Origin of the sequence: Paenibacillus sp. FSL R10-2796, from assembly GCF_037965315.1 — a bacterium.
Lineage (GTDB): Bacteria > Bacillota > Bacilli > Paenibacillales > Paenibacillaceae > Paenibacillus_AQ > Paenibacillus_AQ odorifer.
Genome location: NZ_CP150178.1, coordinates 237,388 through 251,723, shown reverse-complemented (window position 1 = coordinate 251,723; position 14,336 = coordinate 237,388). Strand labels below are relative to the sequence as shown.

The 14,336-nt window shown below is 42.4% G+C and carries 12 protein-coding genes; 8 read left to right on the top strand and 4 right to left on the bottom strand.

Features of this window, described 5'->3' with window-relative positions:
* Positions 1-58 precede the first annotated feature (58 nt).
* From NST58_RS01210 to NST58_RS01200, 3 genes are all read right to left on the bottom strand, one after another.
* Complete coding sequence (locus NST58_RS01210; RefSeq protein WP_339189124.1) at positions 59-2,440, bottom strand: phosphoketolase family protein; 2,382 nt, start codon at positions 2,438-2,440, stop codon at positions 59-61.
* Between the two features lie 294 nt (positions 2,441-2,734).
* Positions 2,735-3,457, bottom strand: coding sequence for a GntR family transcriptional regulator (locus NST58_RS01205; protein ID WP_076206068.1), 723 nt, complete (start codon positions 3,455-3,457; stop codon positions 2,735-2,737).
* A gap of 87 nt (positions 3,458-3,544) precedes the next feature.
* Entirely contained in the window at positions 3,545-3,733 is a 189-nt protein-coding gene (locus tag NST58_RS01200) for a hypothetical protein (RefSeq protein ID WP_036687195.1), read from the bottom strand.
* 311 nt (positions 3,734-4,044) lie between these two features.
* Between NST58_RS01200 and guaD the strand changes: the two genes are divergently transcribed.
* The 5 genes from guaD (at position 4,045) to NST58_RS01175 (ending at position 10,044) form a co-directional block, all read left to right on the top strand.
* Entirely contained in the window at positions 4,045-5,409 is a 1,365-nt protein-coding gene (gene guaD / locus NST58_RS01195; RefSeq protein WP_248549191.1) for a guanine deaminase, read from the top strand.
* Between the two features lie 38 nt (positions 5,410-5,447).
* A complete protein-coding gene (locus NST58_RS01190; protein ID WP_339245736.1) occupies positions 5,448-6,800 on the top strand; it encodes a solute carrier family 23 protein in 1,353 nt (450 codons plus the stop codon).
* A gap of 328 nt (positions 6,801-7,128) precedes the next feature.
* Positions 7,129-7,449 (top strand): metalloregulator ArsR/SmtB family transcription factor, encoded by a 321-nt coding sequence (locus tag NST58_RS01185; RefSeq protein WP_076126921.1) that lies wholly within the window; start codon positions 7,129-7,131, stop codon positions 7,447-7,449.
* Between the two features lie 94 nt (positions 7,450-7,543).
* Positions 7,544-8,623, top strand: coding sequence for a saccharopine dehydrogenase (locus tag NST58_RS01180; protein ID WP_248549192.1), 1,080 nt, complete (start codon positions 7,544-7,546; stop codon positions 8,621-8,623).
* A gap of 269 nt (positions 8,624-8,892) precedes the next feature.
* Positions 8,893-10,044 (top strand): glycosyltransferase, encoded by a 1,152-nt coding sequence (locus tag NST58_RS01175; protein ID WP_248549218.1) that lies wholly within the window; start codon positions 8,893-8,895, stop codon positions 10,042-10,044.
* A 48-nt stretch (positions 10,045-10,092) separates the two neighbouring features.
* Here the strand turns inward: NST58_RS01175 and NST58_RS01170 are convergent, their stop codons facing one another.
* Entirely contained in the window at positions 10,093-10,434 is a 342-nt protein-coding gene (locus NST58_RS01170) for a nitrous oxide-stimulated promoter family protein (RefSeq protein ID WP_076187046.1), read from the bottom strand.
* Between the two features lie 205 nt (positions 10,435-10,639).
* Here NST58_RS01170 and NST58_RS01165 point away from each other — a divergent pair, with 205 nt between their 5' ends.
* The 3 genes from NST58_RS01165 to NST58_RS01155 all read left to right on the top strand — a co-directional run bounded on the left by NST58_RS01165 (position 10,640) and on the right by NST58_RS01155 (position 14,324).
* A complete protein-coding gene (locus NST58_RS01165) occupies positions 10,640-11,122 on the top strand; it encodes a sigma-70 family RNA polymerase sigma factor (protein ID WP_076187044.1) in 483 nt (160 codons plus the stop codon).
* Positions 11,119-11,727, top strand: a complete 609-nt coding sequence (locus NST58_RS01160; RefSeq protein ID WP_076126916.1) for a zf-HC2 domain-containing protein — start codon at positions 11,119-11,121, stop codon at positions 11,725-11,727. Before NST58_RS01165 ends, NST58_RS01160 begins: the two co-directional genes overlap by 4 nt.
* Positions 11,728-11,942: 215 nt before the next feature.
* On the top strand, positions 11,943-14,324 hold the full coding sequence (locus NST58_RS01155) for a N,N'-diacetylchitobiose phosphorylase (RefSeq protein WP_248549193.1): 2,382 nt from the start codon (positions 11,943-11,945) through the stop codon (positions 14,322-14,324).
* Positions 14,325-14,336: the final 12 nt, after the last annotated feature.

Sequence of the window (14,336 nt, the reverse complement as noted above, 5' to 3'; positions counted from 1 at the left end):
AAAAAGACACCTCTAAAGGTGTCTTTTTGTATTACTTCCTATGGTACTGGCTATACGCTTATTTCAAAGCTTTCCATACCCAGTTCTCTACTTCTGGCAAATCAATACCCTCTTCACGAATGAATTGGTGATGTTTCTTAACGATAGCATCCATTTCATCTGCGATCGCTTTATAGTCGTTAGCATTAGGCAAGCTCAGAACAGCTTCCTTCGCCAAGTCAAAGCGGTCCATTTGATTCAATACGCGCATATCGAATGGTGTTGTGATATCGCCATTCTCGCGGTATCCGTGTACGTGCAGGTTATGGTTATGGCGATCAAAGAACAAGTCTTTAATCAGACCTTCATATCCATGGAAAGCGAAGATAACTGGTTTATCTTTTGTGAAAAATTGATCAAACTCTTCGTCAGATAAGCCACGCGGATCTAATTTTTGACTTCTCAGTTTCAACAAGTCTACCACGTTGATATATCTAATTTTAAGGTTCGGCAGTTTTTCATGCAGGATAGAGATGGCAGCCAAGCTTTCGATAGTTGGTTCTGTACCTGCAGAAGCAAAGACAACATCAGGCTCTCCACCTTGATCGGTGCTTGCCCAGTCAATAATCTTCAGTCCTTTATCCACCAGCTCTTGTGCTTCATCCGCACTGAACCATTGTGGACGAGGATGTTTGGAAGAAACAATCAAGTTAATTTTTTGACGGTCATTTAAGACGGTGTCAAAGACAGCCAGCAAGGAGTTGGCATCAGCCGGCAAATACTCACGGATAAATTCTGGTTTTTTATCAGCCAAGTGACCTAGCAAACCTGGATCTTGGTGAGTGTAACCATTGTGGTCTTGCTGGAATACAGTTGAAGTTGCTACCACATTCAATGATGGAATATCAGCACGCCAGCTTTGATCTGTTGCTTTACGCAGCCATTTGAAATGCTGAGTAATCATCGAATCCACGACACGCAAGAAAGCTTCATAGCTTGCAAAGAAACCATGGCGACCTGTCAATACGTAACCTTCAAGCAAACCTTCTGCCTGATGTTCAGACAATTGGGAATCGATAACACGGCCATAAGAAGCTAGGAATTCGTCATTCGGTTCAATCACTTGATCCAACCATTGACGTTTCGTTACTTCAAAGACAGGTCCCAGACGGTTGGACATTGTTTCATCCGGTCCGAAAATTCTGAAATTGCGGTTCTCTTCGTTCAGAGAGATAACATCTTTCATGTATTTACCCAGAACGGCCATATCTTGTGCTATTACTTCACCTGGTTTGGAATTATCAAGTGCGAACTTACGGAAATTCGGTAAGTTTAGATCTTTAATTTGGTTGCCAGCATTAGTAACTGGGTTCATTCCCATACGTCTGTCGCCAGTTGGCAGAATCTCAGCAAGTTCAGCGTTCAGACGACCTTTGTCATCAAATAATTCTTCTGGTCTATAGCTGTTCATCCACTCCAATAACGCCGGAGCATGCTTCATATTTTTTTGATCCACTGGAATCGGCACCTGATGGGCACGGAACGAGTTCTCATTCGGAACACCATCCCATTGCTTTGGACCCGTCCAGCCCTTAGGAGAACGGAAGACCAACATTGGCCAAACCGGACGCGTCAGGTCATTGTTGTCACGTGCATTCTTTTGAATCGCTTCAATTCTTTCAACGATGGTATCAAGCACCTTAGCCATTTCCGGATGCATTAGATCAGGATTTTCGCCTTCAACGAAGAACGGTTCCCAACCCATACCTTTAAAGTATGCAGTAATTTCTTCTTTGGATTGACGAGACAGAATCGTTGGGTTACTGATTTTGAAACCATTTAAGTGCAAGATCGGCAGAACTGCACCATCAGTAACTGGATTGATGAACCGGTTGGAGAACCATGAAGCCGCTAATGGGCCAGTTTCAGCCTCTCCATCACCAATAACAACAGCGGAGATCAAATCTGGATTATCCAGAATTGCACCTACACCATGGGATAGAGAATAACCTAATTCGCCACCTTCGTGGATCGATCCAGGTGTTTCAGGGGCAGCATGGGAAGCAACTCCACCTGGGAAAGAGAATTGTTTGAACAATTTCTTCAGGCCTGGGATATCTTGTGTGATTTCCGGATAAATTTCAGTATAGCTACCATCGAGATAGGAGTTCGAAACCATGACCTGACCGCCATGACCGGGACCCTCGATATAGAACATATTCAAATCATATTTAGTAATGACCCGATTCAAATGGGCATAAATAAAGTTCTGGCCAGGAATAGTTCCCCAGTGTCCAATGGGCTTAATCTTTACGTCTGCTTCTTTCAGCGGTTCTCTTAACAACGGATTATCTTTCAAATACAGTTGACCTACAGAGATGTAGTTAGTTGCGCGCCAGTATGCATCAAGCTTCTCTAAATAAGTTTTTGATGAGTAATCAACATCCATGGATAATACCATTTCTTCCACTCCCCAAAATTTTTTCTGTGTCTACATTGCCGTAATTTCTTCCACAAGTACATCATACCGCCGCGAAAAATTAATTCAACCTTTTCAACAAATGATACGGTCCAATTTTGTGAAAATATGAACATAGTATGAAAAACGGTGTCAATTGTCAGTAAAAATAAGTCAATATTAATATATATGTAAAAATATGGGCTGGAGTTTGCGGGGGATATTTACTACTTGCCCTTCATCTATTTTGCGCAAAATAAAAAAAATAAGACCGAGAAAAATTCCCCAGTCTTACTTTTAATGAACGGACACAAAGGTATTAAATTTTAAGTATTTATAGTGGAAGCGCATATGGGAGAATTCAAATGGCGTGCCATTATCTAAAAAGAAAATCCCTTCCATAATGCTTACTGGCTCATTCGCCTGCAAATGCAGCAGCTCTTGATCCGTAGCCTCAGAGGGTTCTGCGGATATCGATAAAAAGGATTTGGTTACCGCCAGATTTCGTGAATCCTCCAAATAATTAAAGATAGATCCTTCAATAATGGTCTGATTTAAATTCTGTACAATTTTGATTGGGATATAACCTGTTTCAATCATAAAGGGTTCATCATCAAAAAGACGCAAGCGAACGATTTTGTATACAAAATCATGTGGGCCTAAAAACAGATCCCGTTGCAGATCTTCCGTTGGTGGAATGACCTCGAATTTCAAAACTTTAATCTTTGGCTTCTTCCCATTCATTTGAAAATTGTCGGTGACACCTAAATTAGAGCCTTCGTAGTTAAAAATAGATTCATTTTTTATGTATAAAGGATTTATAAATGTCCCTGAGCCACGCTTTTTAAAAATAATGCCGGCATTTGCCATTTTAGTCAGAGCACTTTTAATAGAACTACGACTCACTTGATAAGTTTCACTAAGCGTTCGTTCATCCGGTAATTTCATATCGGGAAACTGCCCAGCAAAAATTTTCATTTTTAAGTCATCAATAATTTGTTTGTAGACAAACTGTGTCATGAAGTACTCCTTTTCAGGTCGATACAAGTTTTATTTCAATCTTTACTATAACATAATAACCAGACGTTTATAATCTATCCGGCCAGCTTATTTACGTCGGCGATTTGTCATGCGATTGTACATCACTAAACCGGCAATGACCATGCCCAGCGTCCCCATACTACTTGCTGATTCAGCCTGCATACCAAACAAAATACATAGGTTAGTGACCAAGCTTTTTGTAAGTACAGCAACAATAATTAACATCAACGGGCGCCAAATGTTGTATCTTCTCATCCAGGCAACACTCCTAATCCAATTTTCTCAAACTATTGATCGATTTCATCTATTATATCACAAGATAGTAACCGCATTCATTTCCTATAACCGTAAAGAAATCGAAGCCGATCAGCATTTTTTACTTTCCTCTATCTTTTTCTGTATTCTAGCCTAGCGAACGTGACGTCTATGTGTCATATTCGCTTTCAATTCCTCAGCTCCTCCTATCCGTCAATTACGCCTTTATTCGACTTTTGGTCTGGACTTATCCTTTTTCACGGATTATAATAACGAATGCACACCAAAAGACGAACATTAAGGCGGAAATCATGAGAAATTATATGCAAATATTCCTAGGCACTTCATTTTCTAGCCTATCCCCAAAAGAAATTCAAATTTTAAAGGATCATCTCTTCTGTATCAATTCGGATGGGATGATAGAAATGATCGTTGCACCGGAGCACCCCGACTATCAACCCTTGCTTGATGCTTATCAAGGTCAGGACAATTTTCATGTATTAGCTGAAGGCCAGTATTTTTTGCCCGGCTTTATCGATCTGCATGTCCACGCGCCACAATGGGCTCAATCTGGAACTGCATTAGATATCCCGCTCTATGATTGGCTAAATACTTATACCTTCCCACTGGAGTCTAAATTCTCAGATCTGACTTTTGCAAAAAAAGTCTACGATGACGTGGTTGGCACTTTGCTCGCAAACGGAACAACTACAGCACTTTATTTTGCAACGGTGCATAAAGAGGCCAGTCTATTATTGGCTAAAATATGTGCGGAAAAAGGGCAACGTGGACTCGTTGGAAAAGTGGTTATGGACGATCCACAGGGAAATCCTGAGAATTATCGTGACTCCGACACCCACACCGCACTAGTGGATACGGAAGAATTTATACTAGCTGTACAAGAACTCGCTAAATCTACTAAACAAGGCGTTTATCCAGTAGTGACACCAAGGTTCATTCCAAGCTGCACTAATGAGGCTTTACAAGGCTTGGGAGAACTAGCCGCTAAATATGATACGTATGTGCAATCGCACTGCAGTGAAAGTGATTGGGCGCACGGTTATGTGCAAGAACGATTCCAAAAGAACGATGCTTTTGCCCTGCATGATTTTGGTCTGCTCAGTGATAAATCTGTCATGGCTCATTGTAATTTTTTAGATGAAGATGATGTGAATTTGTTTGCAGAGACAGGAACAGCTATTGCTCATTGTCCGATATCCAACGCGTATTTTGCCAATAGTGTCATTCCGATCGCTGACTTCCATGCCAAAGGCGTTGAAATTGGTTTAGGCTCTGATATTTCCGGAGGTTTTTCACCTAGTCTCTTCGACAACATTAGACAAGCCGTAATGTCTTCAAGAATGCTGGAGGATGGTGTGAATCCCTCACTTTCTGCACAAAACCGCGGAGTACCCGGATCACGAATTACGATCCATGAATCCTTTTATCTTGCTACCGCTGGCGGCGGAGAAAGCTTAAGCTTACCTATCGGCCGGTTACTAGAAGGTTATGCATGGGATGTTCAAATAATCGATACGAAAGTACCCTCGGCGAAATTGCCCGTCTTTGATGAGAATGAAGATTTGCAAGATATTTTTCAAAAGATAATGTATCTGGCTAGACCTGAAAATATCCGTGAAGTCTGGGTACAGGGTGAAAAAGTTCATTCGCGTTAAAGATTAATTAAACTAGAAAACTTAAGGTGGGCATTGGAGTGAAAACACAAGCAAACGTACAAGAGCAAGCACATTTGGAATCACAGCTACTAACTGTCCTACCCGATGAAAAAGTTTCATTTAGTAAATCCGTCATTCTCGGCTTTCAACATGTATTGGCTATGGATGTCTATGTAGTGCCATTCCTTATTGCGATGTTAATCGGCTTACAGCCCAATCAGTCCAGCGCGTTAATCCAATCCACCTTTATTGCCGCAGGACTTGCAACGATTGTGCAAACCTATTTCTGTATGAAGCTGCCTATCGCTCAAGGTCCTTCTTATGTTCCGCTGGGTGCGATCGTCAGTATTTATGCAGCTAGTGGTGGCGGAGAGCTCGGTTGGAGCTCCGTGTTAGGTGCCAGCTTAATCGGGGCCAGCCTGGTTATTATTTTGGGTTATGCGGGGATTTTTAATAAAATCGTTAAAAACTTTATCCCGCCTATCGTAGGTGGCACAATCATTTTCATTGTAGGTCTATCTTTATTGCCTGTTGCGATCAGAGATAATATCTACGGAGCCTCCGGGGCTTCAATTAATCAAAATGTATTATTAGCCCTTATTTCAGGTGCTACACTGCTTATTTTTGTGGTTCTCGGTACTTTGTTCCGTAATAAAGGATCTGTCTTCCGAATTCTTTCCGTAATGATGGCGTTAGTAGTTGGATGTATTTCGGCTAATATTATGGGCGTTTTAGATTTCTCAGCGATAAGTAGTGCCAAGTGGTTTAGCATGCCGCGAATCGCTTTTGTTGATTTCGGCTTTTCCTTCAATTTTTCAGCTATTATCACCATGGTTATTATTTATATCGTGCTGCTGGCTGAAACAACAGGCACCTGGTTTGCGGTCAGCAATGTAATCAATAAACCTTTGACAGACAAAAATATTAACCGCGGCGTAATTGGAGAAGGAATTGGCTGTCTTATTGCGTCTGTGCTCGGTTCGACTCCTGTTACAGGTTATTCAACTAATGCAGGGATCATCTCCATTACAGGTGTTGCCAGCCGCCGGGTTTTTCTCGCTGTAGGAGGATGGTTTGTCCTCTTTGGTTGTTCCGGTAAACTCGCCGCTTTGATCTCTTCCATTCCATCCGCTGTAATCGGCGGCGTCTTCGCCATCATCTGCGGCATCATCGCAATTAATGGTGTGCAAGTAATGAAGAATGTAACCATCGGCGAAAAAGAAATGTACATTATTGCCTTACCAATGATCATCACCTTGGCTTTGGTACTCATTCCTGGTGACTACTTGAACTCTTTGCCTACATTCGTACAGTATTTATTAGGCTCACCTATCCTAGCTGCATCATTGGCAGCGATCTTATTGAATAAATTATTACCTAGTGGAAAATAGAACATAAAAAGGAGCAGCCTCTTATTGATCCTTTTTTATCCCCGCGAATAAGCCGAGCTTTGTATGCTACCTTCTGGAATTCCTTAAACAAAAGACACCCATCGAGGTGTCTTTTGTTTAAGGACATGATTATTTTTTACTTGAGTTCATCCATAAAACCGCCTTACCATATGACCTCACAATTTTAATACAAATATCCATATGTCCCTTGATTATATTTAATAAACTAGGATTCCTCCAAAATAACGGAGATTATCAACGCATTGAATTATTCCCTGAAATATATTATGATACGTTTAAACAATTAAACATTATAACGGAGGGAGTTATGAACGAATCTAATAGTAATCAGAAGGCGATTCACATTTTTGAGAATTTAAGCCCCTATTTCCAAGGCTTGGGAGATCCTATACGTCAGCAAATCATTGCATTGCTGATCGACAAAGAGAGTATGAATGTGAGCCAAATTGCAGAGCATATCCCCATGTCCCGGCCTACAGTCTCTCATCATCTGAAAATATTACGGCAAGCAGGGCTGCTTAAGGTTCAGAAGAAGGGCACGGAAATGTTCTACAGACTTGAGTTTGACGAAGCGATAGCGCTTATGAAACAACTTGTCCATTTCGTTGAAGAGGAATGCCAGTGCTAATGCCATTAACCTGACTAGCACTTGTCATTCCTATTTTTTTAAGCGATATGTTAAATAACTTAAACATATAAACATTTAAACGGAGGTTGCAGATATGCATAGGAAAAAGGTACTTATTGTAGGAGGATACGGTGCCGTCGGCAGACAAATTGCTCAAATATTACACGATCGACATCCCGATCTCGAGATTATATTGGGAGGAAGGTCACCGCAAAAAGCAGCACCTTTTGAGTCCACACGGGTACAAACAGTCGTAGTTGATAATAATGCGGATGATCCACTGCTTTATGCAGGCGATAATGTATCGCTAATCATCAATTCCGTCAACGATCTGCAGGATCGGCTACTTATGTCTGCAGTTAGAAGAAAAATCCCACTGATCGATCTTACTCGCTGGACAGAGATATTCCAACAATCAATCACAAAGTTAGAAAAAGCAGACCTCTATGCTCCTATCGTGCTTTCTTCGGGATGGATGGCGGGAACTGCTTCGCTGTTCGCCATGCTGCACTCGGCCACACTTCAAAACGTCGCCGTTGATATTCACGCGTTGTACTCTCTACGTGACAAAGCAGGACCCGACTCCGCGGCGTACATGGATCGTATGACCATTCCATTCCATATTACAGAACGGGGGGGAAAACGTCTTGTATTTCCAATGACTGACCCCATCAAAGTCCAATTTCCAGATGGATATACAGCAAAATGCTATCGGCTTGACACCCCAGATCATGTCACCTTGCCAACAGCTGGGCATATCGACTCCGCCAGCTTCCGCATCTCCTTCGACAGCAAAGCCTCCACCTCCATCCTTGTCGGACTAGTTAACAGCGGAATATGGAAGATGATCAGCGGAGACCGATTCCGTTCGCTTAGACGAAGACTGCTCTACAATCCTGGTACTGGCAGTGCACATCATATCCTTATTCATCTAAAGGGTCTGGATCATAATGGGCACTGGGTTGAACGGACAATAGCGATTTCTGACCCGCTTGGTCAGACTCATCTTACCGCTTTGGGAGCTGCTGTCCAAGCAGAAAAGCTATTGCGGATATCAAAGGAAGAACCATTGGTCCCAGGCATTTATTATCCAGAAGATCTACCTGATGAACGGATGGACATCTCTGAAATCACCAACTTTTTTAAACAATATGGGGTTCTTATATCTCACTAATAGCACTTCACATATACCGAGCATTCTGTCTACTACAATTAAGCGCACAGACAGTAAAGAACCCGCTAATATAGCGGGTTCTTTACAATAGAGATGAGACGGAGCTAGGTAAGTTCACAAAAATATAAAATCTTTGATTCGTGCTAAACCCTGTCCCCTGCCTATTTCCACCCTTAAAGGCGTTTGACTAGACCAGGCTAAAGTCCCTGAATATATTGTTATTATTTATCCTATTCAAGGGCTTTTATTAAATGGTGGGGGTGATCATTCTGGCTATCCGTTACAGCATCATAATTCCAACCTATAACCGACTTCAGCAGCTGCTACTTACACTCACTTCATTCGAGACACAGACCTATCCGAAGGATCGGTTCGAGGTGATCGTCGCAGATGACGGTTCTACAGATGGTACTAAGGAAATGGTCGAAAGCTTTCAAACTTCTTATCCGCTTATTTATGTCGCTCAGCAGGAACAACGCGGCCGTTCTGCCGTAAGAAATCTGGGGCTGAGTCAGGCAAAAGGGAAATACGTCATCTTCTGCGATGCTGATTTTCTGGTATTCCCTGAATTCATTAGGATCGTAAACCAGTATCACCGTAAATATCCTAAGTCGATAATTTCAGGTATTCCACACTCATGGGATGACGCTTATACCCACTACTACCCAGACTTTTCTCCTGAAGAAAAAGAACATTGCCGCAATACACTTTCGCCTTCTAACTTATGGAATCCTGACTTCGAATCAGCGACTGAAATCACCCCAATAATCACACCCAATGATATCCTTCAGCAGACGGAGACGTTATCAAAAGTCACCTTTGCCTCAAGAGTTCCTCCAAATACTAAAAAGCAATTTGCCAGCACAGATGTAGCCCCTTGGATGTTACTCGTCACACGTTGTGTGTCCATAAGACGCAGCCATTTAACTCGGGCTGGAGGTTTTAATGAACAGTTTATCCTCTATGGACTCGAAGATTGGGATCTTGGGTATCGACTGCATCGATTAAAAATCCCTTTTCACAGCATCAAAGAAGTTGTCGGCGTTCACCAAGAACATCCAACCCACTTCAGAGGAAATCTCATAAATATTGAGAATCTAAAAATCATGTTCAAAAGCTACGGGTTCAATGACTCTTCCCTAAATCTGTTCGCCCTTGTTCCTCCAAACGAAGACCTGGAGAAATACAAACATACTATACGGGTCTTGCGCAGAGGATACCGAACGAAGTCAACACGTTCATCAGCAATATTAATGAGAAGGACGTTACGGATTGCCGCCAAACAGCTCTATGAACCCATTGATACCGCCGTATACCAAGAGTCGTTAAGACGGATAAGTGTAAAAGTAAAGAGAAGAAAAAGCCGGGTTGCCAGTGTTTTGCGAGAGATTTTGGTGAAGGCTGAAAAGCTGGGAGAATGATATCTAAAAATACATTAAACCGGGCATCAAATGATGTCCGGTTTTCACTTATTTTCTCAATTTATTGGGTAGCGGAATATGCCTAATCGACTCAATGGGATGATAGAGCAGCATCCACGGACCAGAAAAACGCATAACCCCTTTAATTCTTTGGCGATAATCCGGTTTGTAACAATGAACAGGACATTTGGCACAAGCTGTTTTCTCTTCACCAAACTTACAATAGGCTAACCTCTTCAGCGCATACTCATTTAATTCCTGACATTCCTTACAAAAGCCTTTATGATGGTGTTTTTTCTTACAATATATACGAATCATTTTGGTAACAAGCTCTTGTTCTTTTTGAATTTTAGGACCCTCATTTAACTGCCGGTTTACCTTTGTTATCATATATGAACCCCCTTGTAACTTGTACAATAAGATCTCATGTAATTATAAAGGGTAAACCAACTGTGAAACCAGCCTTAACGCTGAACCTCCTTAATTCCCTCACATACCGGGGTTGAAAGGCGATAATTGTATAAATCAAATTTTTTTAAAAAAACTTGTAACGTTTATAGCTTTTTACGGATATATAACTTGAGGAGGTGAATGGATGGAGGACAACGAGCAATTATACAGGGAATATTCAACCCAAGTATATAAATTCGTATTTAGCTTTTGTCATAATCATTTGCTGGCAGAAGAAATCACCCAAGAAACTTTTTATAGAGCTATAAAATCGATAGATAAATACGATGGGACCTGCAAAGTATACGTTTGGCTTTGTCAAATTGCTAAACATGTGTGGTATCAGGAGCTGGACAAGCAGCGCAAGCGGAAGTCTGAGGAATTAGAAGACGCTCCTTTGGCTAACGCAAATTCAACAGAATCCCAGTTCATTTTTGCTCAGGACAAAATGGATTTATTTAAACAACTTCATTTACTTGATCCAAATACCAAAGAAGTATTATATCTGCGTTTGACCGGAGAATTCAGTTTTCGGGAAATTGGCGAAATTCTTGGCAGAGATGAGACCTGGGCAAGAGTTACCTTTTACCGTGGAAAACAAAAATTAATGAAAGGAAGATCTTCATGAAATGCGAGATCATTCAGGATTTATTACCTTCCTATATTGAAAAGCTAACCTCTGTACATAGTAACGAAGAAATCGAAAAACACCTGCAATCCTGTGAAAGCTGCCTTCAATCCTATAATGAAATGACCGCCACAGCAAATCTAAGTGTGCCTATTATTGATAAAGAGGAAGTTAACAAACTCAATTATTTTAAAAAAGTGAAAAAAAAGAATATAAAAACTCTCATTTTTTCCGTCTTATCGGTACTCATACTGGCTACAGCCCTTATTGGACTTTTTGTTATCGGTTTCCCTGTATCCTCTAAAGATGTAGTCATAGATTATCAGAAAACAAAGGATCGTTTGGAAGTTCATCTAACTTTGGAAAATGGCAAGGACCTCGTGTTCTCAGGAAAAACCAAATTTATCCGCGATGAGAATAATAATGTAATCGGTTCTGAAACTAGGTATACGCCTAGAGGTTTACTTCATAATCCCTTTGATGATGTAGGCAAAAAAGTTATGTTGGGGACGGAGATTCATACCGATCTAGATTTTCCAAACAAGTTTATTCTTGAATTCAAAGATAAAACTATGACGTTTGTTAATGGTGTTTTAGTGGAGTAGACATTGCCGCTAAAATAAAAAAAGACACCTTTTAAGGTGTCTTTCGCTTTACACCCTACTAAAAAAGTTAGCATTTTTGTTCGTTTTTTCGCTAAAATATAGGGTTATCGATTTACTAAAAGTATCTTATAATAAAATTACACATGGATATTTCACCTCTTTGTGAACGCGCGTTTATAGATCGGCCCATTAACCACTTAATAGGAGGAATGGTCATGCAATATGGTTATTTTGATGGAAAAAACAAGGAATACCTCATTACCAAGCCGAATACGCCTGCCCCTTGGGCGAATTACCTCGGCTCGCCGGAATACGGTGCAATCATCTCAGGTAACGCAGGCGGCTATAGCTTTGTAAAGTCTGGCGCAAATGGGCGGCATATCCGCTACCACTTCAACTCTAAGGACGAGCCCGGACGCTATATTTACGTGAGAGATTTGGAGAACGGGGATTATTGGTCCGGCTCTTGGCAGCCAGTGGGTAAAGATCTGGAGCAATATAAGTCGGTATGCCATCATGGAACCGGATACACGAACATCGTCTCGGACTACGATAACATCCATACAGAATCATTATATTATGTACCACTGAACAAAACCTACGAGGTGTGGCGCATGAAGGTGCGCAATGATGACTCCAAAGCACGCAAGCTGGCTCTCTTCGGATTTGTTGAATTAACCAACAATAACAACTATGAGCAGGATACCGTCAACCTTCAGTACACTCTGTTTATTTCACGGACCTACTATAAAAATAATATGATCCTTCAAGTCATCAATGAAAACACCCCCGAAGAACAAACCTGGAGATTCTTCGGCGCTGCAGGTGCAGAAGTTACCGCTTATGACGGTGACCGGGATACGTTCCTAGGCGATTACCGCAGTTATGGCAATCCGGCCTCTGTTGAGAACGGCCAATGCTCCAATTCATTAAACTACAATACTAACTCCTGCGGGGCCCTGCAGATTAACGTAGATTTGCAGCCGGGAGAAGAGAAAGAAATCGTATTTCTACTGGGACAGTATGATGAGAAAGGCGCTTCCGAGATTCTCAGCCATTATAAGGACTTGTCCGTGGTAAATAAAGAACTCGAAGAGTTAAAAGCATTCTGGCACAGCAAGCTTAACCGCTTCCAGGTCCAGACACCAAGCGATAACCTGAACAACATGATCAACACTTGGAATGCATATCAATGCTTTATCACTTTCATCTGGTCACGTGCAGCCTCCTTCCAATACTCCGGTCTTCGTAATGGACTCGGATATCGGGATACCGTGCAGGATATTCAAGGCATCATTCATCTGGATCATGAGATGGCCCTTGAACGTCTAAGACTGATGATATCCGCCCAGGTTTCCAACGGCGGTGGACTTCCGTTGGTGAAATTTGACCACAACCCTGGACATGAGGGCACACCGGATGATCCAGAATACGTGCGGGAAACCGGTCACCCCCATTATCGGGCCGATGACGCTTTATGGCTGTTCCCAACCGTCATTAAATACTTGAATGAAAGTGGCAACTGGGATTTCACAGATGAAATAATCCCTTATTCGGATAAAGGCGAGGGCACAGTGTACGAGCATTTGCGCCAGGCACTTCAGTTCAGTCTGGATCGTATGGGCGCACACGGCATGCCGGTTGGGCTTCATGCCGACTGGAACGATTGCCTACGGCTTGGAGCCAAGGGTGAGTCGTTGTTCGTCGCATTCCAGCTGTATATGGCATTCAAGGTGTTCATGGAAATTGCACAAAATAAGAACAAGCCTGAAGATATTCAATGGGCCCAGGGCCTGCTTGATGAGCTGGACGATAACATTCAAAAACACGCTTGGGAGAACGATCAATTCGTCCGCGGATTTACCGAAGACAACTATACCATCGGCTCCTGGGAGAATGATGAAGCCAAGATCTGGCTCAATCCACAAAGCTGGGCCGTATTAAGCGGCGCAGCCCGCCCGGATCAGGCGAAGCTCGCCATGGACAAAGTGTATGAGAATCTGCGGACCGATTACGGCACTATGTTATTCTACCCTCCGTTCCGTGAATACGGTTTGCCAGTAGCGTTGATGGCTCTTTTCAACGCCTCAACTAAGGAAAACGGCGGCATCTTCAGCCAGCCGCAGGGATGGCTCATTCTGGCGGAAACCATGATCGGCAACGGTGGGCGCGCGTTCGAATACTTCCTGAATTGCAGTCCGGCCAGCATGAACGATAAGGCTGAAATCCGTAAACTCGAGCCTTATGTACATGGCCAGTTTGTCGAGTCCAAGGACAGCCCATATCAAGGCCGAGCGCATGTCCACTGGCTGACCGGCACCGCTTCAACCGTGATGGTCTCCTTGGTGGAAGGCATTATGGGGGTTCAACCGCAATTTGATGGCCTTCGCCTCAACCCGTGTGTTCCTTCCGACTGGACAGACTTTTCCATGGTCCGGGAATTCCGTGGGAAGAAGCTGAACATCCAGGTGGAGAACAAGAAGGGTGTACAAAAAGGGGTTACCCATATCGTTATTAACGGTGAAGAAATTCAAGGCAACCTGATCCCGGTGGCCAAAATGGCGCCAGAAAACAACGTGCTCGTTATTATGGGTTAAGGCGTATTTATG

Coding starts and splice junctions, on each gene's coding strand:
- NST58_RS01210 (WP_339189124.1), bottom strand. CDS start 2,440: ATGGTATTATCCATGGATGTTGATTACTCATCAAAAACTTATTTAGAG.
- NST58_RS01205 (WP_076206068.1), bottom strand. CDS start 3,457: ATGACACAGTTTGTCTACAAACAAATTATTGATGACTTAAAAATGAAA.
- NST58_RS01200 (WP_036687195.1), bottom strand. CDS start 3,733: ATGAGAAGATACAACATTTGGCGCCCGTTGATGTTAATTATTGTTGCT.
- guaD (WP_248549191.1), top strand. CDS start 4,045: ATGAGAAATTATATGCAAATATTCCTAGGCACTTCATTTTCTAGCCTA.
- NST58_RS01185 (WP_076126921.1), top strand. CDS start 7,129: ATGAACGAATCTAATAGTAATCAGAAGGCGATTCACATTTTTGAGAAT.
- NST58_RS01180 (WP_248549192.1), top strand. CDS start 7,544: ATGCATAGGAAAAAGGTACTTATTGTAGGAGGATACGGTGCCGTCGGC.
- NST58_RS01170 (WP_076187046.1), bottom strand. CDS start 10,434: ATGATAACAAAGGTAAACCGGCAGTTAAATGAGGGTCCTAAAATTCAA.
- NST58_RS01165 (WP_076187044.1), top strand. CDS start 10,640: ATGGAGGACAACGAGCAATTATACAGGGAATATTCAACCCAAGTATAT.
- NST58_RS01160 (WP_076126916.1), top strand. CDS start 11,119: ATGAAATGCGAGATCATTCAGGATTTATTACCTTCCTATATTGAAAAG.
- NST58_RS01155 (WP_248549193.1), top strand. CDS start 11,943: ATGCAATATGGTTATTTTGATGGAAAAAACAAGGAATACCTCATTACC.